The 25,362-nt window shown below is 31.6% G+C and carries 23 protein-coding genes; 20 read left to right on the forward strand and 3 right to left on the reverse strand.

Annotation, left to right across the window (positions count from 1 at the left end):
- Positions 1 to 28 precede the first annotated feature (28 nt).
- Positions 29 to 871, reverse strand: a complete 843-nt coding sequence (locus tag B3086_RS06325; RefSeq protein ID WP_346846732.1) for a hypothetical protein — start codon at positions 869 to 871, stop codon at positions 29 to 31.
- 394 nt (positions 872 to 1,265) lie between these two features.
- On the opposite strand from B3086_RS06325, the gene B3086_RS06330 reads away from it, so the two are divergent.
- From B3086_RS06330 to B3086_RS06360, 7 genes are all read left to right on the forward strand, one after another.
- The gene (locus tag B3086_RS06330; protein ID WP_346846733.1) at positions 1,266 to 2,270 is read left to right on the forward strand and encodes a GNAT family N-acetyltransferase; all 1,005 of its coding nucleotides are present in this window, start codon (positions 1,266 to 1,268) and stop codon (positions 2,268 to 2,270) included.
- Positions 2,271 to 2,540: 270 nt separating this feature from the next.
- Positions 2,541 to 3,476 carry a nucleotidyltransferase domain-containing protein gene (locus tag B3086_RS06335; protein WP_346876844.1) on the forward strand — a complete coding sequence of 312 codons (936 nt, stop codon included), beginning with the start codon at positions 2,541 to 2,543 and terminating at the stop codon, positions 3,474 to 3,476.
- A 35-nt stretch (positions 3,477 to 3,511) separates the two neighbouring features.
- Complete coding sequence (gene uvrA, locus B3086_RS06340; RefSeq protein ID WP_346892960.1) at positions 3,512 to 6,361, forward strand: excinuclease ABC subunit UvrA; 2,850 nt, start codon at positions 3,512 to 3,514, stop codon at positions 6,359 to 6,361.
- A gap of 69 nt (positions 6,362 to 6,430) precedes the next feature.
- Positions 6,431 to 7,438, forward strand: a complete 1,008-nt coding sequence (locus tag B3086_RS06345) for a D-cysteine desulfhydrase family protein (protein WP_346846736.1) — start codon at positions 6,431 to 6,433, stop codon at positions 7,436 to 7,438.
- A 135-nt stretch (positions 7,439 to 7,573) separates the two neighbouring features.
- Positions 7,574 to 8,338, forward strand: coding sequence for a MerR family transcriptional regulator (locus B3086_RS06350; RefSeq protein WP_346846737.1), 765 nt, complete (start codon positions 7,574 to 7,576; stop codon positions 8,336 to 8,338).
- A 51-nt stretch (positions 8,339 to 8,389) separates the two neighbouring features.
- Positions 8,390 to 9,121, forward strand: a complete 732-nt coding sequence (locus B3086_RS06355) for an ABC transporter ATP-binding protein (RefSeq protein ID WP_346846738.1) — start codon at positions 8,390 to 8,392, stop codon at positions 9,119 to 9,121.
- The gene (locus B3086_RS06360; protein ID WP_346846907.1) at positions 9,108 to 9,851 is read left to right on the forward strand and encodes an ABC transporter permease; all 744 of its coding nucleotides are present in this window, start codon (positions 9,108 to 9,110) and stop codon (positions 9,849 to 9,851) included. Before B3086_RS06355 ends, B3086_RS06360 begins: the two co-directional genes overlap by 14 nt.
- Positions 9,852 to 10,012: 161 nt before the next feature.
- Here the strand turns inward: B3086_RS06360 and B3086_RS06365 are convergent, their stop codons facing one another.
- Positions 10,013 to 11,422, reverse strand: coding sequence for a YncE family protein (locus tag B3086_RS06365; protein WP_346846739.1), 1,410 nt, complete (start codon positions 11,420 to 11,422; stop codon positions 10,013 to 10,015).
- 255 nt (positions 11,423 to 11,677) lie between these two features.
- Here B3086_RS06365 and B3086_RS06370 point away from each other — a divergent pair, with 255 nt between their 5' ends.
- From B3086_RS06370 to B3086_RS06390, 5 genes are all read left to right on the forward strand, one after another.
- Positions 11,678 to 12,025: a TIGR04076 family protein gene (locus B3086_RS06370; protein WP_346846740.1), complete on the forward strand. Its 348-nt coding sequence runs from the start codon at positions 11,678 to 11,680 to the stop codon at positions 12,023 to 12,025.
- 206 nt (positions 12,026 to 12,231) lie between these two features.
- On the forward strand, positions 12,232 to 12,705 hold the full coding sequence (locus tag B3086_RS06375) for a DUF6323 family protein (protein ID WP_414632273.1): 474 nt from the start codon (positions 12,232 to 12,234) through the stop codon (positions 12,703 to 12,705).
- An 8-nt stretch (positions 12,706 to 12,713) separates the two neighbouring features.
- Positions 12,714 to 13,952 carry a DUF6179 domain-containing protein gene (locus tag B3086_RS06380; RefSeq protein ID WP_346892962.1) on the forward strand — a complete coding sequence of 413 codons (1,239 nt, stop codon included), beginning with the start codon at positions 12,714 to 12,716 and terminating at the stop codon, positions 13,950 to 13,952.
- 89 nt (positions 13,953 to 14,041) lie between these two features.
- Entirely contained in the window at positions 14,042 to 14,665 is a 624-nt protein-coding gene (locus tag B3086_RS06385; protein WP_346846742.1) for a class I SAM-dependent methyltransferase, read from the forward strand.
- Positions 14,666 to 14,720: 55 nt separating this feature from the next.
- Positions 14,721 to 15,275, forward strand: a complete 555-nt coding sequence (locus B3086_RS06390) for a Type 1 glutamine amidotransferase-like domain-containing protein (protein ID WP_346846743.1) — start codon at positions 14,721 to 14,723, stop codon at positions 15,273 to 15,275.
- A gap of 460 nt (positions 15,276 to 15,735) precedes the next feature.
- On the opposite strand, the gene B3086_RS06395 is transcribed toward B3086_RS06390, so the two are convergent.
- Positions 15,736 to 16,188, reverse strand: coding sequence for a VOC family protein (locus tag B3086_RS06395; protein WP_346846744.1), 453 nt, complete (start codon positions 16,186 to 16,188; stop codon positions 15,736 to 15,738).
- 127 nt (positions 16,189 to 16,315) lie between these two features.
- Between B3086_RS06395 and B3086_RS06400 the strand changes: the two genes are divergently transcribed.
- The 8 genes from B3086_RS06400 (at position 16,316) to B3086_RS06435 (ending at position 25,359) form a co-directional block, all read left to right on the forward strand.
- The gene (locus B3086_RS06400) at positions 16,316 to 17,254 is read left to right on the forward strand and encodes a YafY family protein (RefSeq protein ID WP_346892965.1); all 939 of its coding nucleotides are present in this window, start codon (positions 16,316 to 16,318) and stop codon (positions 17,252 to 17,254) included.
- Between the two features lie 342 nt (positions 17,255 to 17,596).
- Positions 17,597 to 17,917, forward strand: coding sequence for a PadR family transcriptional regulator (locus B3086_RS06405; RefSeq protein WP_346846746.1), 321 nt, complete (start codon positions 17,597 to 17,599; stop codon positions 17,915 to 17,917).
- Positions 17,918 to 17,932: 15 nt separating this feature from the next.
- The gene (locus tag B3086_RS06410) at positions 17,933 to 18,661 is read left to right on the forward strand and encodes a DUF2812 domain-containing protein (protein ID WP_346846747.1); all 729 of its coding nucleotides are present in this window, start codon (positions 17,933 to 17,935) and stop codon (positions 18,659 to 18,661) included.
- Positions 18,662 to 19,097: 436 nt separating this feature from the next.
- On the forward strand, positions 19,098 to 20,081 hold the full coding sequence (locus B3086_RS06415; RefSeq protein WP_346892968.1) for an effector binding domain-containing protein: 984 nt from the start codon (positions 19,098 to 19,100) through the stop codon (positions 20,079 to 20,081).
- A 314-nt stretch (positions 20,082 to 20,395) separates the two neighbouring features.
- Positions 20,396 to 21,151 carry a PHP domain-containing protein gene (locus B3086_RS06420; protein WP_346846749.1) on the forward strand — a complete coding sequence of 252 codons (756 nt, stop codon included), beginning with the start codon at positions 20,396 to 20,398 and terminating at the stop codon, positions 21,149 to 21,151.
- Positions 21,152 to 21,318: 167 nt separating this feature from the next.
- Positions 21,319 to 21,831, forward strand: a complete 513-nt coding sequence (locus B3086_RS06425) for a DUF3189 family protein (protein ID WP_312496019.1) — start codon at positions 21,319 to 21,321, stop codon at positions 21,829 to 21,831.
- A 213-nt stretch (positions 21,832 to 22,044) separates the two neighbouring features.
- Positions 22,045 to 22,980: an AraC family transcriptional regulator gene (locus B3086_RS06430; RefSeq protein WP_312496017.1), complete on the forward strand. Its 936-nt coding sequence runs from the start codon at positions 22,045 to 22,047 to the stop codon at positions 22,978 to 22,980.
- A gap of 90 nt (positions 22,981 to 23,070) precedes the next feature.
- A complete protein-coding gene (locus B3086_RS06435; protein WP_346892970.1) occupies positions 23,071 to 25,359 on the forward strand; it encodes an excinuclease ABC subunit UvrA in 2,289 nt (762 codons plus the stop codon).
- Positions 25,360 to 25,362 lie beyond the last annotated feature (3 nt).

Below are 25,362 nucleotides of genomic sequence, written 5' to 3' on the forward strand. Positions count from 1 at the left end.
CTCCTTTCTTTCCTTGAACTTTATTTTCTCACTCATTATTTTCAAGCATTACTAAAAACCCAATTCCACCTACTACTTCATCACAAATTAATTGTTCAACTAAAAAGAAAGAACCAGTATTGGTGTCGTATTCTTTTGGTAATCTTACAACAAGAGCCATTCCAGTTTGATCCTCTTTATTTATACTAAGTGTAAGGGAGGGTTTCCCTATATTAGTGATTTGATCCCCACATCGATATGATGTTATTCCAAATTCTTCTACATATTCCATCTCTTTCGGTAATTCTTCTAATCCGATAACTGTTTTTAACTCAGATAAATCTTTTATGGGTGCACGTCTAGCTTGTAGTGAAATTTCATCAGAGCACATACGGGCAGAATTACCAGCTATAAATGGTATTACTATTGTTTTCTTATTAGGGGTGATGCTTTCAACAATAATGTTCCGTTGGGCTACATGTCTATCTGCTGGTGGATTGAATGGATCATTATCTCCATGTGGAGGAAGTGGATCAGAGTAAGAAAATACTTCTGTGATAAGGCATATATGCTTATCATTTCCCCAATTTGGATACCAAGGTGTTAGACAAAGGACATCTTTTGATTCTCCAGGACCAAGGATAACACTACTTGAACCAATTTTTTTTGCTGTTTTTCTAGTAATTAATGATGATGGTTCTGTCCAGTAAAAGTTGACAATTGCATTATAGGCAGTAGTTGTACCACTATTGTATACCCTCGACCAAACATAATTTTTACTATTAAAAGTTGGGAATCCAGGGCTACCATTTGGATCATCACCAGGAACAACCCAAATGCTAGGACTAAGATACCAAGGTGCACCGTCTTCGATTGAAAGTATGACAGACATATTCATATTCTCCTTACTATTTAATATTTAATTCTGTGTAACTTATAGTTAATTAAAAAAGTATTTTTATTATACCCTTTTGATATTTTGATATACCTTAAAAGATATTGGAGCTCTTGAATACATGGTTACACTTGCTGAATTATCGTAAATGTAATGAAAGATTAGTGATTGTTGCTGAAATAAAGAGTGAAGTTGCTGGATATGTTACATAGGTAAATGCTTTAGGAGAAGTTGCTTATTAATAGATGCTGGGAATCTATGTAATGAATAATACAGAATTGTTTTTTACATATTTAATGATAACTTACTATGTTAGAATATGTAATATAAATTTATTGAGAAAAGGATAGCCCTTAGTGGCCATATCATTATTATATTAGGAGGTACAGGAATGAAGAAATGCGAATTTAGAAAAATCACTATTGATAATATACCTGCAATGTCTGATTTGTTAATATGCAGGCAAAACCTTGAGAGTAAGTCATTTCCGTCCTTGAAGAACAGTTGTCTTAATTCAAAATATATTACGGGTTTACTTGAGGATTTATTTGTTAATAGAAAAGTAATTGGAATAGGAGCTTTTGATAATGATGAACTAGTAGGTTATTTATTTGGTGAGATGAAAATTGACCATAGAGGCAGACATATATGGGTGCCCTATGAGGGAATTGCAATCAGAATGGATCAATCCTCTGAGCTTATAAGGGAGCTCTATACAAAGGTTTCTGTTATATGGCTTGAACATGGCTACTTTAGTCACCATACATTTGTACCTCTAGGAAATCAGGTGTACTATGAAGCCTTCCAAAGACTAAGTTTTTTTATTGATCATGTATATGGAATAATGAATATGGAGGATTACAAGGCTTTTGAAAATTCATCTGATGCAGAAATTAGATTAGCTAACAAAAATGATAGTGAAATAATGGGTAATATGTCCAGTATAATCTTATCATGCCTCAATTCAGCACCTACTTTTTTACCTGTAAAACCTGAACTTGTAAAGAATATAAATGCCGGGTATAAAAGTTTAGTAGAGGATAATGATTCAACGATTCTTATTGCAGAAAAGGATATGAAGGAATTAGGATTTCAAGTATATGAGCCTATTACTCCAGATTTGATGGCACCTGATAATGGGGTAGAGCTGCATATTGCGGGCACTCACCATTCCCAAAGGGGAAGAGGTGTTGGTAAAAAGTTAATGAATGAAGGCTATAGGATTATGAAGAAAAAGGGATATAGTAGCATAATAACAGATTGGAAAATAACAAACCTTGGTGGTTCAAATTTTTGGCCTAAGTGTGGATTTAAGCCAATAGCTTACAGAATGATTAGAAATATTGACAATAATATAGCATGGGCAAACTTTAATAACCCAAGTATTATTCTATAGTAGCTTAGAGCATTAGAAAAGTTAAGCAGTATCTTTAATTAAGGCAATATCTTCTATAAGATTAGCAAATTTAAAACACATAGAAGCAGTAGAATTTCAGGATTCTACTGTTTTTTGTAGTTATTATTGAATGTGTAAACAATATTATGAGTAAAATGTAAAATATTTAATATTATTGTTCAGTTTGGAAATAAAGTATATAATTTAAAGTATGAGTTTAGAGGTTAATATTCTAAGAGAGGAAGAGATTTAGCAATTATGAATACAAATATGTCATATATTAAAAAAAGATATAACAGTGCCTTAGAGAAATTTATTGAAAAGGTAAGAAGGGACAGTAACATTATTGCTGCATTTTCCTATGGAAGTATTACAAGTGATAATTTATGGGGAAAGTCTGATATAGATATATGGTTAATATTAAAGGAAAACAGCAAGAAGGTATATAAGCAGTATTCACTTGTAGAGGATGATATAGACTTCCAAGTGGAACTATATAGCAGAAATTATTTTATTGAATTGGTAGATAGTCCCCAAAATCAAAACTTTTTTAGAACAGTTTTAAATGAAAGTAATTTATTATTTTCAACTGATGAAACAATAGAAAAGCTTTTTAATGGAGATAAATTCTTAGGTGATAGAGACAAAGAGGAGAATTTGTTAAAGTCGGCCATCTATGGAATTATATGTGTAAAAAAAGCAGAAAAGCTATTACTGGTTGAAGAAGAGCTTGTTGATGGATTCAGTTTAATTCAAAAACTAGTATGCCATATAGCATGTATAGAAATAGCATTAAATAATGAGTTTAGGGGCAGAGAAGTAATAAGTCAAGGATTAAATCTCAATCCTGATTTTTTTAATTGCACCTATATGACTTTGATTAAAAATGAAGTAACTATTTTAAGTTTAGTTAAAATATTAGAATTGTGTAAAGAGTATATAGAAGAGAGAAAAGATGTTCTTTTTCATCCTATTGTCAGATGGATGAAAGAAGAAGGTGAAATAAGAGGCGTATCAATGATTAATGAATACTTGAAAAAGAAATATAATATTAGTAATGATGGCAATGAACTTACAGATACTTATAATTGGCTTGCAGAAAGAGATGTACTAATTAAGGTTAGTGAATCAATAAAACTTATGGATAAAAGCAAGGTTACCTTTGAAGAAGCGGCATATTATTATAATTTTGACAGTGATATATAACTTAGAAGCTATTTAGAAAGTAAAGGAGAATACAATTGGTTAGAAAAAGTATAAGTGTAAAAGGAGCAAGAGAGAACAACCTAAAAAATATTGATTTAGAGATACCTAGAGATGCTCTCACTGTAATTACTGGGGTAAGCGGTTCAGGAAAATCGTCTATTGCTTATAACGTATTATATGCAGAAGGACAAAGAAGATTTTTACAGTCTCTATCATCATCTTCTAGATCTAATATAATGAATATGGAAAAACCTGATGTAGATATGGTCACAGGGTTATCCCCAGTAATATCAATTCCACAGAAGAGAGGTATTAAGAATCCCCGTTCATCAGTTGCAACTATGGCTGACTTGTCAAACCATATTAGACTATTATATACAGTTTTAGGAACTCCACATTGTCCTATATGCCATAAGGAAATTCAGTGTTTGTCAACCAGTCAAATAGCTGAACATATATTGAGTCTCCCAGAAGGTACTAGAATTGAAGTACAAGCCCCTGTTAATAAAATATTTGATAAAAGCTATGATTATTTATTAACTGAACTTAGAAGTAGAGGCTATAGAAGATTTGTGATCAACAATAAAGTATTTGATATTAAAAATAATATAAACTTAGATGAGACTGGAACTTATAAAATTGAAGTAATAGTAGATGAGGTTTCAGTATATAAAAAGAATTATGAACAAATAGTTAGCGCAATAGAAAGAGGATTGGAAGTAGGGCAGAATTTTATAAGATTACAGATCCTAAACAAGGAGCTTTCAGAAGAGGAAGTAAGAAAGTTTACTAAGGGGTTTATTAACTGTGAACATAATATTATTACAGGGAAATTCCTCCCTAAATATTTTTCACCAAATGATGTCAGTGGAGCATGTCCTACATGTCAGGGACTTGGAACCTATAAAATGACAGAACCATATCTTTTGATTAAGGATGAAAAGAAGAGCATGAGAATGGACCCTCTTTATGTATCTCAGTTCAGTTTGAGTGATAAAAATGGTGCAGCAAGATTGCATAGCCTTGCAGCACATTATAATTTTAGTATTGATACTCCTTTTAATGAGCTCCCAGAGAAAATAAAAGATATTTTTTTCTATGGAACTAAAGGTGAACGTTATGAGCTGCTGAAGCCAACAGGAGAGAGAGAAACAGAAGGAAGACGAAGGTACGTAAGTTATGAAGGGCTAGTGAACTATATAACACGTCTTTATAAAGATAATTTAGATAAAGGAACAAAGAACAGAGATAACGAAAAACTCTTTGTCAGTCACATTTGTCCAGAATGTAAGGGTAAAAAGCTAAAAAAAGAAAGATTATTAGTAAAGATAAACGAAATAGACATAAATGAGTTTGGGAAAATGCAGATACAGAAATTAAAGAAATTTATATCATACCTAGAAGTAGTTGAGTCTAAAAGGGAAGTTGCACAGCAGATTATTAATGAAATGATAATAAAACTAGAGCTTCTGGAAGAAATAGGACTTGAATATTTGAGCTTGGGGAGAAGTTCGGATACTCTCTCTGGAGGAGAAACTCAAAGAATACGTTTATCTTCACAAATCGGATCAAATCTAATGGGGATGATGTATATATTAGATGAACCAAGTATAGGACTTCATGAGAAGGATACATTTAAAATAATTAATACATTAAAAAAGCTAAGAGATATGGGTAATACTGTAGTTGTAGTTGAACACGATATGGAGACTATTGGGAACGCAGATTATATAGTAGAATTAGGACCAGGTGCAGGAGCAAATGGCGGCGAGATAATTGCAAGTGGAAATATTAAAGAGATTATTAATACAGAAAGATCTATAACAGGACAATATTTGGCTGGAAAGAAGAAAATTGTTATTCCTAAAGGAAGACGCTTAGGCATAGGAAAACATATAAGAATACATGGTGCAAGAGAAAATAATCTTAAGAATCTTAACCTAAGCATACCATTAGGAACCTTTATTTGCATTACAGGTGTATCAGGGTCTGGAAAAAGCAGTTTGGTAAATGAGATATTATACAAGAGCATATACTCAAAGTTGCATGATTCTAGAATTAAGCCAGGACTCAATGATGGAGTTGAGGGTATTGAGAATATTAGTGATGTTAGATATATTGATCAATCACCAATTGGAAGAAGTTCACGTTCAAATCCAGCAACCTATATTAATATTTATGATAAAATAAGAGATATATTTGCAGGAACAGAAGAAGCAAAAGCTAGAGGGTATGACATTTCAAGTTTCAGTTTCAATAATAAGGGCGGTAGATGTGAGACTTGTATGGGAGAAGGAAATATTGTAACTGAGTTGCAATTTATGCAAGATATCATAACCATATGCCCAGTATGCAAGGGTAAAAGGTATAGAAGCGAGATATTAGAGATCAAATATAAAGAAAAAAACATAGCTGATATTCTTGAACTAACAATTGAAGAAGGAGTGGAATTTTTCAAGGATGTAAACCTAATACACTCTAAATTGAATGTATTAAACAAGCTAGGATTAGGATACCTAAAATTAGGACAATCCTCATCTACATTGTCTGGGGGAGAAGCTCAAAGGTTGAAGCTAGGAAGAGAACTGGGGAAAATTAAAAAAGAGAAGGATAATCTATATATCTTAGATGAGCCAACTACAGGTCTCCATATTAAAGATATTGAGAAATTGTTGCTATCTCTTAATGAACTTGTTGATTTAGGAAATACTGTGCTGGTAATTGAACATAATTTGGATTTGATAAAAACCGCAGACTATATAATAGATATGGGCCCTGATGCAGGAGAAAATGGTGGTCACATTGTAGCAGAGGGAAGTCCTGAAGATATTATAATGTGTGATAAATCCTATACAGGAAAATATCTGAGAAAATATATGGAATGAAATATTATACCCTGGGTTTATGTATAATTACGTTCCAATCTTATAATTACTAAAGGAGATGAACAAAATATGAATAATATTTTAAACAAAATTCAAATTCCAGAAAGAATAGAACTTTCAAATATGCCAACTAAAATTGAAAAACTTGAGAGGTTTTCTAAAATGTTAGGTGGACCCAATATTTATATAAAGAGAGATGATCAAACTGGACTTGAAGTATCAGGAAACAAAATTAGAAAATTAGAATTTACAGTAAAAGATGCTATTAATAAAGGGGCTAATGTGCTTATAACTTGCGGTGGAATCCAATCAAACCATTGTAGAGCAACGGCAGCAGTAGCAGCGAGGCTTGGGATAAAATCAGTACTTGTTTTAAGAGGAAGCAGCAGTATTGAATCTGATGGAAATTTATTTATAGATAAGCTTTTAGGTGCAGATATTCGTTTTATTACCGCAGAAGAATATAAAAATTCAAGATTAGAAATTATGGAACAGATTAAGACGGAATATGATAAAAAAGGTTATATGTCCTATATTATTCCAGAAGGTGCTTCAAATGTAATAGGCACATTTGGATATTATAATGCAATGAAAGAAATTATTGAGCAGGAACAGCAGTTAGGTGTTCATTTTGACAAAGTTATACTCGCCGTGGGATCTGGAGGTACTTACGCAGGAACTTTTTTAGCAAATAAAATATCAGAAAACAAGTGTGATATTTTAGGTGTTAATGTTTGTGATGACAGTGAATATTTTAAAAATCGAATCTACGAAATAGTACAAGATACCATGAAGTATATTAATGTAGATTTGGAATTGTCTAAAGATGAAATAAGAATTATAGATGGATATGTAGGAAATGGATATGCTTTAAGTAGAGAAGAAGAAATAAATTTCATTAAGGAATTTGCAAAATTAGAAGGAATAATTTTAGATCCTGTTTATACAGGTAAAGCTATGTATGGATTAAGTGAAGAAATAAAAAAAGGAAACTTTAAAAACAATGAAAATATTTTATTTATCCATACTGGTGGGGCTTTTGGAATATTTCCTCAAAAGGAGCTATTTAAATACTAACATATTGAATTTATCCTGTAATATTAGAAGATGAAAATGAGATAGCAAAAACTAAATAAGAATTAAATAGAACTCTACACTATATCACCAGACTTTCCATAAGTGTTATTATAATAACATGGAGGTGCACATAGTATGGATAAGGTATATAAAACATCAGAAGTAGCTAAAAGAGTTGGTGTACATTCCAACACTGTACGTTTGTACGAAAAGCTTGAATTAATACCAAAGGTGAATAGATTACAAAATGGTTATAGAGTATTTACTGACTATCACATAGAGCAATTTAATCTTGCTAGAACTGCCTTTAAAGTAGAGGTTCTACAAAATGGGCTAAGAAAAAAGATAATCAATGTTGTTAAGTTATCTGCCAAGGGGGAGTTTCAAGAAGCAATTAACTGTACAAATGATTATATAAGTCAGATAAAGCAAGAACAAAAAAATGCAGAGGAAGCTATAGACCTTTCAAAGAAGCTTTTATTAGATACGGATGCTCAAGATAATTATATATTTTTTACGAGAAAGCAAACAGCAGACTATCTTAAGGTCACAATGGACACATTAAGAAATTGGGAGATGAATGGTTTACTTACTGTTAAGAGAAGGCATAATGGATATCGAGTTTATACTGAAAGTGATATTAATAGACTTAAAATAATACGTACTTTACGTTGTGCTAATTATTCTCTTTCAGCAATTTTAAGAATGATTAATTCAATGTCAGAAAGTATAGAAATTGATATTAGAGAGGTAATTGATAAACCAAAAGAAGATGAGGACATTGTTACAGCATGTGATAAGCTTCTTACTTCCTTAAGTGATGCAGAAAAAAATGCAAAAATTATATTAAGGCAATTACAATTTATGAAAAACAAATTTAATACAAACTCTACACTTTAACACCAGACTTTGTGCTGGTGTTATTCTTTTATCAAAAGGAGGGAATAACACATGGAAGTAATAAAAGTTCATAATCTCTATAAATCCTATGGGGATGCTCAAGTGGTGAAGAGTGTTAGTTTAACAGTAAAGAAAGGTGAGGTATTTGGATTGATAGGTGCCAATGGGGCAGGGAAAAGTACTACCATAGAGTGTATTTTAGGTACAAAGAATTTTGATCATGGTCAGGTATCTATCCTAGGCATGAATCCTCAAAAAGAAAGAAAACAGCTATTTCAAAGGGTTGGGGTTCAGTTTCAAGAATCTAATTATCAAGATAAAATAACAGTGAAAGAGTTGTGTGAAATAACTGAGGTTCTTTATAAAAATCCATTAGATTGCAATAAATTATTAGAAGAATTTGACCTTCAAGATAAGGGGAAAAATTTAGTAAGTGAATTATCAGGAGGTGAAAGACAACGATTATTTATTATCCTAGCTTTAATTCCTAACCCAGAGGTAGTATTCCTTGACGAGCTTACAACAGGATTAGATGTAAAGGCTAGAAGAGATGTGTGGAAGTGCTTATTAAAATTAAAGAAGCAAGGACTCACAATCTTTTTAACATCTCATTTCATGGATGAGGTTGAGGTTCTGTGCGATAAAATATGTATTTTGAAAAATGGAGCAATAGATTTTTATGGAACAGTTGAAGAAGCAGTGGAACTGAGTCCATATGAAAAATTTGAGGATGCCTATTTATGGTTTGTAGATGAGGAGGATTTGGATGATGAGAGTATTTAAAGCAATGTTAAAAACTGAATTAAAATTATCACTAAGAGGCATGGATATGTTCATCTTTGCAATCTGTATGCCAGTGGTTATAACTATTATTTTAGGTATTATTTATGGAAATAAACCCGCGTTTCCTGAAGCAGACTTTACATTCATGGAACAATCCTTTGCAGCTGTATCAACTATTGCAATATGTGCAGGTGGTTTCATGGGATTACCATTAGTATTATCTGAGTATCGTCATAGAAAGATATTAAAAAGATTTAGAGTAACACCAGTTAGCCCAGCTATGATTTTAGTAGTTCAAGGAATGATTTATACTTTATATGCCATTGTTTCATTAATAATTATTTATTTAACAGCAAAAATATTTTTCAAGTTTCAATTTAGAGGCTCATGGATAAACTTTTTAGGAGCTTATACATTAGTAATGGCATCAATGTTCAGCATTGGATTTATGGTGGGTGGAATAGCGAAAAATAATAAAATGGCAAGTGTTATTGCAAGTATTTTATACTTTCCTATGCTTATATTTTCAGGAGCAACATTACCCTATGAGGTTATGCCAACATCCCTTCAAAAAGTGGCAGATATCTTACCATTAACTCAGGGAATAAAGCTTTTAAAAAGCGCATCACTTAACTTAAGCATAGATAATGTAATGATACCAATTTTAGTTATAAGTATACTTTCTGTGATATGCATTTGGGTATCTATTAAGTTTTTTAGGTGGGAATAGTTTGAAACTGATAAAGAAATAGTGATAGTCTAAGCAATTAAAACAAATAAGTGATGGAATTGTAGCTAGTAAAAATATGATAAGTTTTACTAGCTACTTTGCATAAAAATATAGATGGTTGAATTTTATATATTTTTAGTTATGCAGTTATTAGAATAACATTAATTTGGTTCACAAGATCTTAAAACTGGTACTTCAATTTGAACAAGCTTTTGAGATTTAACAGTAGCAGTTACCTTTATAGTACAGCATAAATTTTTATTATGGCACCCAATTGAGTAGTTACTTGGTTGCATGCATGAACAAGTTACATTATTAATAGAGCAATATACATCAGCACCTTCAGGTTTTATAAGATTAACATTTTTATAAAAGCATACTACTTTTTTAAATAAATAACAATCTGGATAGTTACTTGTAAAATTAATAATTACTTTTATTTGCAACTTTACATTTACTAAATTAGTTTGTTTGTTTATTGTAGTTATATTTAATATATTACATCTAGTTTCTCCAACATCACATTGGATGTGTTCAGTATTATATAATGGTGGAAGTTTAAAGGTCTCTTTAAGTTCTTCTTCAAACTTATTTGAATCAAATATTCTTGTTGTTTCAATGCACATTCTATTTAAAGGGGTTGGGCATGGAAAATCAACATTTGCTATTGCTATACCTAGTGGTAAAGGAATATTAGGGATGGTATTTACCACTGTATTTGTATTTATATCAATTATAGAAATATCATTAGTACAGGAGTTTGTAACATAGGCAAATCTTCCATCGGGTGTAATTGCTATATCAAAAGGGCAATTTCCAACAGGGATAGTATTTACTACTGTATTTGTATTGGTATTAATTACAGAGACGTTATTAGTAAAGACATTTGTGACATAAGCATAATTTCCATCTGGTGTTATTGCAACATAACTAGGGCCAGTACCAACAGTTATGGTATCTACCAATGTATTATTGGTTAGATTTATTACAGATATAGTGTTTGAGAAGGCACTTTGTCCTTGATTTGCAACATAGGCAAGGGTACCATTTGGAGTTATTGCTATGCCTTGAGGAAAATCTCCTACAGTTATGGTGTTTACTATGGTATTTGTAGTGGTATCTATAACTGATACATTATCTGATTTTGAGTTTGTAACATAAGCAAAGTTGCCATTTGGTGATATTGCCACAGCAATGGGATTTCTACCAACAGTTATAGTATTCACAATTGTATTAGTATTGGTATCTATGATTGATACTGTTCCTGAGGGAGAGGTTGCAAGTCCAGAGTTTACTACATAGACATATTTACCATTTGGGGTTACCGCAATGCCTGTTGGGGAAGTGCCAACTGTTATTGTATCTACTAACGTATTGGTGCAAGTATTTATAACTGCTACCAGGTTTGAAAGGTTTGTAACATAGGCAAAGCTACCATCTGGTGTTAGTGCAATAAATTTTGTTATATCACTTGGAGATAAAATTGGAATGGTATTTATTACCGTATTTGTACTTGTATCTATAACTGAAATTTTATTATTGTCATTTGCAACATAAGCAAAAATAGACATGTTTATCTACTCCTATATTTTTTTATTATTATAATATGAGGGAGTTTAGCAATAAGTTAATCTGTAGGTGGAGAAGTTTAAACTTTTTACTTGTGGTGCGGTGAAGGGTATCTGTGTATAACCAAACTTAAAAGGAATTTGTAAAGTATTTAAATTAAGCCAATGATATTAAAAGTGTCATTGGCTTGTGTTATAATTATGTTATTAAGCTATTGGAAAATTATATATAGATAAACAAGAATTTGGAGGTTGATTATGAAAAAATGGTATGATGAGGAGTACGAATTTGAAATTGAGGTAACTGGGTTTCTTCGCAGTGACCATACAGAGCGGTACTGCAGAAACGGCGAAGAGGTGGGTGATAAGTATACCTGCACTTATGGCTGTCCCATAAATTCGGATGGACAGGGTATCTGTTCCAAGGTTATGATGATTATGTTCCCAATCATGGAGTCGGTGAGAAGTGGCGGAGATTTAGAGAACATTGGTGGCAGTAGCAAATATAGCAAGGATATTGTATGCCCAGATGGCTGTGTCATGTTCAGGCTTACGGCAAAGAAACTTGACAATGAGAATTTTTATAAAGGAAAGTTTTTTGATTAGTTTTGATTTTATTGTGCTCAGTTTGAAGAGAAGCCGAAATATATACCTCAGTAATATAAGAAAAATCTATTATAATATAAGAAATACTTCCCAGATTGATTTTCAAACTGGGAAGTATTTTCTAAGTTTATATTACCACAAAATTACTAAAATTTCAAGTCTTGTATTGGATCAGACTTAGGAGTACTGTGTATCTAGAGGTGATTATGGTGGATAAAAATATGACTTTAGCATTTCAAGATTTCCAGAAAAAACAAGCTGCAATTGAGTTAAAAGGGTGTAATGAAATAACAATAAAATATGGGTTAGCTTTATGTGATGGAGAAATTAATGAGCTGGTGGAGAATCGTTTTAGGTCATTAAAAGATACAGGAAGAATTGAGTTTTCTGAAGGAATTTTAAAAAAGATAGTAGAGGTTTTTTGTGATTCTCCTTATATAATGCAACAGAATTATAAAGAGACATTAACGGAGATTCAAGAGTCGTTCTATTTTTTTAAAAATGAAGCCATGGATCAGATAGCTGATGATGAACTTATTGAGTTTATGAAAAGACATTTTGATGGAAAATGTCAAGGTTCTTTAGAGTATTTAAGAGGAACTACTTTAGAAGAGCTTTGTAGAAATACAAGATACGGACATGAAGTGGATGATATAGATATGTACGGACATGAATTTTAGGAGGTATTATGGAAGAAAGCAACAAGAGTTTAATGGCGTTTTCAGATAATATTCAAATAGATAAAAATATAAGTGAAGAAGATAAAATGCTTATTGAGTTTAAAATATGGAATTTACTTGGCAAGCACACTGAGCGATATACAATGGGTGATAGCACATCAGTTCCAATAGAAATAGCGGAAGAGTTACTTAATTCAATTTGTTTTTCATTAGGATTAGAATTAATGAACGCAAAGGAAGTATTTATGGAAGAAGATATAAGTGACTTGTTAAAAGCTTCTTGGAGTAAAATAGCCTCTTTGATGGAGAGCGGAAAGAAATTATTAGAAGAAGTTAGAAAAAGTTCATCTAATATAGAAAACATATCATATAAGGATACAATAAATGAAATAGATAGATTTTTTAATAAATATGACTATAGATTTTTTGCTCATAAGATAGACTGTAGCATAGATTATCAACTTTCTAATGCCATATCAGAAAAGTTGCAGGGAATTGAATATATAAATGAATACTTAAAAGCGCTACTTATAGAAAATGAGTTTTGCTTATGTTTTGATAAGGATAATATTATTTATATTCTAAATAGCTATTGTTCTGATTATAAAGAGCTATTAATTAATATTTTTGAACCAATACTAACAAATGCCATAGGGCTTGATATTTTAGGCGTGGATATATTAACATTAGAGATTTCGGCATTGCAAAGAGAAACATTGTTAGGGATTTTTAGAAACTTGTCCAAAACTGAAATTTTAGTAAAATTAGAGAGCTCAGCAAAGAGCATTTGTAATGTTTTAGGGATAGTTGATAATGAAAAGATAGAATATATCCAAAAAACAGCTGTGAATATTTATCCTAGAATTGAAGTAGGATTATCCACAGGAAATATTGATAATATATTTTTATCCTTTAAGTATGAAGATGATTTAAAAGAAAGTGAGTTTATAGATAATGATACTATGGATAATGAAAGGTTACGCAATTTAATCAATGAAATAAATGATTGTAGATTTATTTCAGATAAGATTGCAATGGTAAAAGAAGAGGTTAATAGCTTAAGTGACCTAGTGGAAGTCCTAAACCTGTGTTTTTGGGAAGATGAAGCTTTAGAATTATTTAAAACACTTTCAAAGGAAGAGATTTATATTATTAAACACTATTTAGATAATAAATATGAAGCATATAGTTCAGATTCACAATGGGAAATTAAATTTATGCATTATATAAGAGATCTAAGTGAATAGTAATAAAAACTTTAACATTACTTATCCATTTGCTTTAGGGGTTATTATTGTTACAGATTCAAAAAATATATTTTAAGGAGAGCGAAAATATGACGGAGTTTTGGGAAAAAAGTTTTATAGAAAAACAAACAATGTGGGGATTTAAACCATCAGAATCAGCCATTATTGCCAAGGATTGCTTTATTGAAAATAATATAAAAGATATATTAATACCTGGTATTGGTTATGGAAGAAATGCAAAGGTATTTATTGATAATAATATAAATGTTACAGGAATCGAAATCTCAAAAACAGCTATTGATTTAGCAAGGCAACATGGGATTGATATTAATATTTATCATGGTTCAGTAGGAGATATGCCTTTTGAAAATAAACTCTATGAAGGGATATTTAGCTATGCACTTATTCATTTATTAAATGAAAGTGAGAGGGAAAAATTTATTAGTGATTGTTATAATCAATTAAAACAAGACGGATATATGATTTTTACAGCTGTTTCAAAGAAAGCTCCTATGTTTGGAAAAGGAAAAAAACTTAATGAAAGTTATTATGAAACTAAAGACGGAGTAAAAATCTTTTTTTATGATTCAGAATCAATAAAAAAAGATTTTCAAAAATATGGACTTGTAGAATTTTCTGAAATTGATGAAATAGATAGTGATAATAAAGATAAACCTCCAATGAAGTTTTTATTGATAAAATGTAAAAAATAAGTAAGAAATTTTTTAGTGACAGGCAAATAGTATTTTGTAGAGGAGATTTTTAATTATGCAAAATTTGATATTAACATCTACTGGATTTACTAATAGAAATATTAAAGAAAAGTTTTTAGAATTAGTAAATATGCCTAAGGATAAAATTAGAGCTATTTTTATTCCAACTGCTGCAATAACAGAAGATGCAAAGGTATGGATTCCAGAGTGTAAAAACGACCTTTTAGATGCTGGTATTTTAGAAGATAACATAGTTACATATGATTTAGATAGAATTATGAGTTGTGATGAAATTTGTAATTTTAATGTTATATACGTTTGCGGTGGAACTACACAACATTTATTGAACAAAATGAACGAAACTAATTTCAATATTCCATTGAAAAAATTTTTACATAACGGAGGGGTATATGTAGGAGTAAGTGCAGGGAGTGTTGTTTTATCAAAAAATTTACCTAACAATTTAGGTTATATCAATTGTACGCTCAATGTTCACGCAGAAGAAGGTACAGAATGTGGATATTTAAATACAAGTGATTGTCCTAATATTAAATTAATGGACAGTCAAGCCATAATAATTACAGATAATGATATTGCTATAATAGAGTAAAAAATCAAAAGTTTGTATTATTAATATGTTATACACATAAAATAGTATATATTACAAGTAATAATATGGAATATAGATAGGAAACTCACTCAGTCGAGCTGAGGAGTACAGAATTCTAAAGAAACAGGTTTCTAAGAATTCTAGTAAGAAAAGCTTAGTGCGTCAACACTAAGCTAAGTCTTAGAACATTTATTTTGTTTTAGGGTTATTGGATTAGATTTATGTTATAAATTACGAATCTTAGAAAAAGTGCTAATCTTTACGGGATGTAGCACTTTTTCAGTACTTTTAACTTCTATATCAAGACCAAGAAATTTAATCATAATTTTTAAGTGATGCTCTAAATCTTTGATTTAGTTAGCAGGACTTACTCAGTGAGCGAATGTGAGTCGAGTTTCCTAAGTAATGTATAAAAAAATTATGTTTTAGAATTAATCTAATTACATAAATTTATTTATTTTTACTTTAATCTTTCATCGAAAGATAATTGAATTTTAATACCAAATGGATCTTCAATGATTCCATATGCTTTACTAAATATATTACTAGCTAATGGTACAATTATTCTAACTCTCTTATCTGCGATTAAGCTATCATAGAATTGATGGATTTCCTCCAAATCAGCACTTTGAACACATAGAGAGGTATTATTACCAACTTTGTACTCTTCATTGGCATCCATTGTATCTTCAGCAATCATAACCTTAGTATTGCCAATTTTTAAAACAGAGTGAGAAATATAATCTTTATTTTCATCATTAATTTCTCGTGATTTATCACCCATCTTTAACATATCTGCATATGTTACAATCATTAACTGTTCTGCGTTAAAGTGTTTCTTATAAAAATTAATAGCATCTTGTGCTTTTCCATTCATTGAAAGGAAAATAGCTGTTTCTAAGGTTTTACTCATAATATTAATCTCCTTTTTGTAGTAAATTATATATCAATGATTATATTATTGATATAAATACATTATAATATTTAAAGGTGTCAAAATGTGAAACCTTTACTTAAGATAATTTAAAAACGGAGGATATATGAAAAAATCAGAAAGATTAAACCATATGATAATGTACCTAAATGACCTGGATTGCTTCAATTTAAGTGACTTAATGAATAAATATAACATTTCAAAAAGTACAGCTTTGCGTGATATTAGTTCATTAGAAGAATTGGGAATGCCTATTTATACAGAGCAAGGTAGATACGGTAAATATGTTATATTGAAAAATAGATTATTGTCACCTATTATATTTACCATAGACGAAGTATACGCGCTGTATTTTGCAATGCTCACACTAAATGCCTACGAGTCTACACCCTTTCATTTAAGTGTAAATAAACTAAATGAAAAATTTGAAAACTGTCTATCGGAAGAACAAATAGAAAAAATTAATAAGATGAAAAAGTCCTTACAATTTGAAGCCTCTAAACATAATAATGTAAGTAAATTCTTAGATAGGATTTTAGAAAGTATTATTAATGAAGTTAGTTGCACCACAAAGTATTTGAAAAACGATAAAACTATAAATTACCATATACAGTTTTTTAAAATTTTATCTAAATTTGGACAGTGGTACGCTAGTGGAATAGAGCTTAATAGTAATAAATACAAAGTTCTTAGATGTGATAAAATAACCTCATTAGATTTTAGTAGTGAGAAGCTAGAATTTCTAATTGATGATGTTATAAACTCTCCCATAGAATTTTACCAATCTGATAAAAGTATTAATTTTGAAGTAGAGATTTTAGATGGTGCATCGGATATTTTCTACAAGGAACATTATCCTTCTATGAAAATAGAAACAGGAACAAAGACAATTATAAAAGGATTTTATAATGTAGGTGAAGAAGATTTTATATCTGATTATTTTCTTAGATATGGCACTTGTATTAAGTCAGTAAAGCCACAACGGTTAAAATCTATTATTTATGAAAAGATCAAAAAAATTCTAAATCATTATGAAGAAATCTAAAATTCATCTACACTAAAATATTAATTCAATCATATCCTTTAGTTTATAAGTTTTCCATTGTGATATAAAAATACTATGAATGATAAATTTAAACATACATATTCACAGCCACCTGTAAGTAGATTAAATAGCTACTTTACAGGTGGTTATATTTTTTATTAATTAATATTTAGTTTATGGAAGAAGCCTTTTTTATCAGTATATTTATATATTTTAATAAAAATATATAAATAACGAAAGCAATAAAGAAAAACTTGACAAGTATATCATTTATGGATATATTATATTTAATGATATATCATTTAATAATATATCATTAAATATAATATGAAGGAGAATTTTATGCCAAGAAAAGATTTTATTGATATAGGGGAATTAACAGATTCTGCTTTTTATATTTTATCTAGTGTTGTTGATGAAAAGCATGGATACCTAATTATGAAAACTATTGAGAAGTTTACTAATAATGAAGTTACTATTGGTCCTGCATCACTTTATACAACATTGAAAAAGCTTTTAGCAGCAGATTTAGTGGAGTTAAATTGTGACACAGATGAAAATAAAAAAATATATAAAATAACCAATAAAGGACGAGAGATGCTTATAAAAGAGATTGAACGTAAAAAGCAGATGATCAAATTCGCTGAAAATTTTTTGGGTTAGAAAAGGGGGATATTTTTGAAAAGTAAATATGTAATGATTAATGGGTTTGCATTTAGTGAAGAAAGTGATATGGAAAAATTAAAAGAATATGCAAGGCAAGGTTGGATATTAGAAGATATAGTAGGAGGGTTTTTCTATAAACTAAGAAAAGATAAATCTCAAGATATAATATATAACTTAGATTACCAAACAGAGGCAAATGAAGAATACTTCACTATATTTAAAGAAGCAGGATGGAATCGTATTGTTTCTATAGAAAATTATATGCACATTTTTTCAGCACAAGCTGGAACTAAACCTATTTATAGTGATTGTGATTCAGAAATAGATAAATATACAAGTATAAGAAATCTAACAAGAAAAGGGACTTTATATTCTTTAATACTAGCTATAGCAATAATTGGGTTGCTATTTGTTTCTTTAGTCGCCATTAAGCCTATATTTTTGATTATTGTTGGATTGTTGATAATTGATATATTTGTATTTGTCTTTAATTTTATGCCTTATTTAGCATATAGCTCTAGAATTAAGCAAATAAAAAAAGATGGTACGTGTAATAGTAAAGCAATAAATAATAAAAGTTCATGGATATTATATGCAATTTCAGGGGTTCTATGGTTGGCTATAGGAATATGGCATTTAACTGGGAAACTATATTTTTCTGCAGTATTTTTTATAATTTTTGGTGCTTTTTTTATTTTTTCAAGTTTAGTCTACTTTAAGAAATATAAAAAGTCTCTATAAATTATATAAAGTATGGATAAGAGTATTTTTATGTAGGAGATAAACATAGGAACAGTAGAATTTCAGAATTCTGCTGTTTTTTTATGTAGTTGTGCCTTAAACAAAGGTATATTTATTGTACATAGAACTAGTTAAATCCTAATGTACCAGCAATTTTATTTAAAATCACAACACCAGAAAAGGGAGCTAAATAAAGTAACTAAATTTCTAAAGGTAAAAATACCGTATTATAAGCAATAACGCGTTTACATAGTATGGTACAATTATATTATTAACAAATATGATTAATATACAAATAGTAATTTATCTACCTGCTTATTTGAGATTAGATATGCAGTATGAGAAAATTTATATAATCCTCGGAAAATATTTTAAAAGTCTATTGACTCTGACATCGTGTCGTCCATTATTCTGATTACAGAAAGGAGTTGAGCATATGGGATTGATGACTATAAGTGAAGTAACAAAGGTCTTTAATGTTTCTACACGAATGCTTCGGTACTATGAACAAATGGGGCTATTATTCAGTCAACGCAAAGAAGATTACGCATATCGCGTTTATGATGAAAATGCTATTCTACGTCTTCAGTATATCATTGTATTACGCAAGCTGCGGATTCCAATAAAACAAATTGCGTTGATTTTCAAAACTCCTGAATTGACTAACATTATCGAAATATTCCAAAGAAACATAGTTGAGATTAATGATGAGATAACTGCACTTGATATCATTCGGTATGTGTTGGAGATTTTTGTATCACGCTTGAATAAAAGCACGGGAACAACAATTAAACTTGATTTATTACAAGATGCTGATATCATAAAAGTCATTGAACCGCTAACCCTTTCTAGAATTAATTTTAAGGAGGAACGTTCAATGGAAGAATTAAACAAGGCAAATGAGGTATTGGGTAAGTTACAAAATGTTCGAATTGTTGTGATGTCTCCATGTACTGTCGCTTCGTATCACTTTATTGGTGAGAATCCAGAGGAAGTAGTTGGAGGTGTGGTAGATAAATTTATTCGTGAGAGCAATCTGTACGAAAAGAAACCCGATGCAAGAATGTTTGGGTTTAATCATCCAAATCCATCGCATAATAGACCACATCACGGATATGAGGATTGGGTAACCATTCCTGATGACATGGAAGTCCCAGCGCCACTCGTAAAAAAGAGGTTTGAGGGTGGAATGTACGCAGCCCATACTATTGTATTCCCTGACTTCCACGAATGGAAGCTTTTAAGCAAATGGGTAGAAGAAAGTGATAAATATGATTCCAACTACAGAGAGCAAGGAGAAGAGATTATGGGCGGATGCCTAGAGGAGCATTTAAATTGGATTTATTCTTCCCATATGGGTTGGCCTGAAAATGGAATAGATGGTCATATTGATTTACTTTTACCTATAAAGTTAAAATGATACCTGTGTTATGTAAATTGAGCATAACCTGTACCCCAATAAACTACAATTTTTTCTAAAGATGTATATTAACTAAAAGGATGCTAATCTTTTCGGGATGGAGCATCTTTTTGTTTGCTTTTAAATAAGAAAAAGATGGAAAAACTTCACTTCAAATAGTTACGGTGAACCGTACCATAAATAATGAAGGTTTTTTTTATGGTAAAAAACAAATACTATGCAGAAGTAATGATATATATTGTTTGTGTAGAATTGTGATATATGGTAAGAATTATCCAGCAATATGGGCAAAATAAAACTATGGAGGAGATAAAATGAGTTTTAAGATTATTGCAGACTATCATACTCATACTAATATTGCAAAGGGGCATATTCCCTTATTTAACATTATTTTTGGAGAACATGCAAAAGGAAGTATTGAATCAAATGTTAAAACTGGAATAAAAAAAGGATTAAAAGAAATAGCAATAACAGACCATGGTTATAGGCATAGTATCTACGGGATGAAACTAAATCAATATAAAGAAGTACGTAAAGTAATTGATGATTTTAATAAGAGTTCATTATTGAAGGAGAATGACTTTAAGATTCTTCTTGGTGTAGAATGTAACATTGTTACTAAAAAGGGTGATATAGATATTAAAGATGAAATAATTGATTACCTGGACATAATTTGTGTGGGTTATCATCCTGGAGCGGTACAAAATCCACTTTTATTGAGAAATTATACAGAAGCTGCGATTAATGCTATTAAAAAATATGAAATTACAATATTAAATCATCCATTAGAGCATGTTAATCCAGATATTATTGAAATTGGAAAGGTCGCTATTGAAAGAAATACTGCTTTAGAAATTAACAGATCTCATAAGAATATGGATATTGAAACAATAAAAAAGTTAAAGAACATGGGCGTTAAATTTTCATTAGGAAGTGATGCACACAAATCAGAGGATGTAGGGGATTTTGGTAAAGCATATAATATTGCAGCTGAGGCAGGTCTTACAGATGATGATATTATTAATGCTGATGGAGATGCACATAAATTAATGAAATTATTAAGAGCTTAAGTTTGGTAGTGGTAACGGATTGTAACATATTTATTTTATGTATAAAGAATTGTAGAACATTGAGGAACTTGGATAAAATGTGTTCAAAGAATGTTTAATATAAATGTTTATTGCATATACTACAATTATTAAAATAAAGTAAAAAAAGAAGAAATTAGGTGATTTAAATGATATACATATATAATTGTTATGGAGGAACCCACTCGTCTATTCTAGCAATTGCTTATCACTTAAAAATGCTGGATGAAACTCGAGAACCAACTAAGGATGAAATATTGAAATTACCTAACTTTAATAAGTTAGTATATGGAAATCGTGGAGAACTTTTTTATTATGGAAGTGATGAAGATGGAAATAAAGTCTATGTTGTAGGTAGAGGACGTTCAAAGGTTTTAATTCCAGGATTATATAATTTAACTTCTATGCTTCATAAAGAAAAGCTATTAGATGAGAAAATTATATTTTCTAATACATCACCAACGGTTCCATTACCAATGACCTTTGGCGGATTACTTTCTAGGTGGCTAAAAATTGATTTTCTAGGAGTACCCTTGCTTGTAAAGGGAGCAAAACAATCATATAAGAACGTTATAAAACTTGTAAATCACACAAAGCAGGCATCAAAGGAAGATAAGTCAGAGGTTATTATTTTAGATAATAAGGAATTTAAGAAAAAATAATTTTTAACTGTTATAGGGGTTATATATTAAATTCAAGCCAATGATATAAAAAGTATCATTGGCTTGTGTTATAACTATTTCTATTTGTACTGGAGATTATTTATATTAGCGTAACGTGGTATGAAAGCAGTTCAAAGCAACTCTTCTGAGGGTGGGTTGAAAAGATTTATTAAATACCTTATCCTATATTTATCAAGAACAGGAGGGTATCATATGCCAGATCAGAAGTGTCAAGATGAATACATACGAAAAATTCATAAGGTGCAGGACTATATTGAAGGTCATTTAGGGCAATCACTGTCTATTGAGGAACTTTCCAGTGCTGCTGGGTTTTCAAAATATCATTTCAGCCGGATATTTCAGGGCATATTAAACGAGCCTTTAGTCCATTATGTGAACCGGATTCGCATGGAGAATGCACTTTTTTTGCTTGCACACCGGGCAGATAAAAATATTACGGATATTTCCTATGAACTTGGATATACTGATTCAGCCGTATTTTCCCGGGCATTTAAGAATTATTATGGCACTAGTCCAAGAGAATACCGGAATGAATATAGCAAGAATTGCAAAGATTCTTTTTTACTGTCAGAGTATAATAAGGACACAGTGAAGAAAGAATGGGCAGACAATCTGCTTCCTGTCACAGGGAAGATTACCATAGCAAATTTAGAGGAAAAACAGGTGGCTTATGTGAGACATATAGGTACCTATGACACATTAGCAAAGAAGTATGTCAATCTTATTCAGATTTTATTTGATCATGCAAAGAAGCAGCATCTTCTTGTGAAGGGTCAAAACTGGGTGATTGCCATGTATCATGATAATCCGGAATTCGGAGAGGAGAATCAATTCCGTACCAGCCTGTGTCTCACGGTGCCAGAGGATATACGAGTTCAGGAAGACGGTATTCTTGGGAGGATGAAACTAGAAGGCGGACTGTATGCGGTGGGACATTTTCAGATTCAGCAGGAACAGTATAGCGATGCTTGGAATTACATGTATCAACAGTGGATAACCAGCAGTGGTTATGTTCCAAGAAACTCATATCCATTCGAAGTGTATCGAAACGAACCTTATGCCAATGGAAGTCCTATCCATGAGGTAGATATATACGTTCCTATTGAGCCAATGAATTATGTGAAGTAATCTACGATTTAGGCAATTAGGGTTGACATCTACCTTCCCATAGAGCCCATTCATTTCTAAGATGCTGCAAATCGATTCAGAGGTGAGCATATGGAAGAAATCAAGATTCAAGGAGCACGAATCCATAATCTAAAAAATATTAATCTAGCGATTCCAAAGCATCAACTAGTGGTCATTACCGGGATCAGTGGTTCCGGTAAGTCCAGTCTTGCATTTGATATCCTGTTTGAAGAAGGCAAGAACAAGTATCTAAGGTCCATTGGAATTCTGACTGGACTTGATAACGAGGACAGATTCGATACTATGGAAGGAATCGGCCCAACGGTGGCGGTATGCCAAAATACAATAAGGCAGAGCAATCCCCGTTCTACAGTTGGCTCAAAGACTGGAATTCTAAACCAGTTAGCCATGTTATATACCAGTGACGGAAAGGCTATGGATGAGCGTAGTGGACATCTCTCCCTAGGCTTCTTTCTATATACAACGGCCGATGGTATGTGTATTAGCTGCCAGGGCAGAGGTTCTTATTATGATATTAATCTGGAGAAGTTGATTCAAGATAAAACAACAACCTTATTGGAGGTCTATGAGAGTCTGCAGGTAACAGCTGGTTTCTTACGAATTTTAAAGAAGAAATACGGCGTATATTTTGCAACTCCATTCTGGGAACTTCCAGAAGATATCAGTAATGAAGTCATCTATGGGACATATGATAATGGCAAGCAAAGCTACTGTCTGGAGCGTATACTAAGAAATGCGTATGAAAAGGGCGAGGATGTGGAGGAAGTTTATTTAAAGACCCTTTGTCCAGATTGTCATGGACAGCGAATCGGCGAAGAAGCAAGAGAAGTCTTCCTTCATGGAAAGCGCATTGGTGAACTGGGACAGATGACACTGACAGGTCTTCTTGATTTCCTAAAGGAAATACCAGAGGAAGAATTATCTCATTTTGGTAAGAACCTGGTAAAGAATTTAGTGGAAAAATTGAAGCATCTGATTCAGTTTCGCTTAGGACATCTGACTCTTTACAGGGAGATGTCTTCTTTAAGCGGTGGTGAGGTACAGCGAATCTTTCTCCATCTCCATTTGGAGTCTAAACTGAATTCTCTGATTTATGTCTTTGATGAACCCATGGCAGGATTACATTCATCTGAGAAGGAAAGCATGATCGAAGCGGTAAAGGAATTAAGAGACATTGGTAATACAGTGATTATGGTGGAGCATGATAGAGAGATGATTCGTCATGCCGACCATATTATTGAGATTGGTCCAAAAGCAGGCATAGAAGGTGGAAGGGTTGTCTACCAGGGAAATTATGAAGGATATGAAAATGTAAATACTATGCTTAGTCAGTATCTTTCAGGCAAATGTTTGATGCCGGAAAGGACGGTTAGAAAGCATGCCTTTGATAAGGAAGACTGTCTAATCTTAGAGCATGCAAATACCCACTATTTAAAGGACTTAACTGTAGCATTTCCACTTCATGTCATGGTTGGTATTGCTGGATTATCCGGAAGTGGGAAGAGTTCACTCATTGAGGAGACGCTTTTGAAACGTCTTGCTAGTGCCAGAAAATATGGTATTGCAACTGATATAGCAGGAGTAGAACTGATTAGTGGCTTTGCAAAGATATCTCAGGAGCCTATTGGAAGAAATTCCAGTTCTACGCCAGTCTCTTATATTGGTATCTGGGATAAAATCAGGGAACTTTTTGCAAAACAGCCTGAAGCAAAAATAAGAAACATGAGTGGTGGACATTTTTCCTTTTATTCTAAAGGGGCATGTCCAGACTGTGGTGGTAGTGGTTATGAAAGAATCTTTCTGACCTCCAATTTTTCCGTAGATAAGCTTTGCCAGATGTGTCATGGCAAGCGGTTTCATGAAGAAAGTCTTTCTGTAGACTATAAAGGAAAAAACATTGCCGATGTGTTAGAGATGAGTGTTACCGAAGCCATTTCATTCTTTGAAGATCAGAATAGCATTGTGAGACCACTACGTATTCTAGATCAAATGGGCATGGGGTACTTAGCCCTTGGTCAACCATCTTCTTCTTTAAGTGGTGGTGAGGCACAGAGAGTGAAGCTTGCCAAAGAGTTAGGACGGCATCGAAAGGGCAATATACTATATGTGTTAGATGAACCAACCACTGGACTTAGCTTGTATGATACGGCATTGTTATTAAAACTATTAGATCAACTCGTTGTAAATGGCAATTCGGTGATTGTAATTGAACACAATGTAGAGGTATTAAAGAGCTGTGACTATATTATTGAACTTGGTCCGGAAGGTGGGGACAAGGGCGGTGAGATTATTGCCAAAGGAATACCAGAGCAACTGAAAGATAATCCAAATTCCAGAACAGGAGGGTATCTTATATGAATC

It is taken from the genome of Clostridium sp. UBA871 (genome assembly GCF_002295255.1).
GTDB lineage: Bacteria > Bacillota > Clostridia > Clostridiales > Clostridiaceae > Clostridium_J > Clostridium_J sulfidigenes.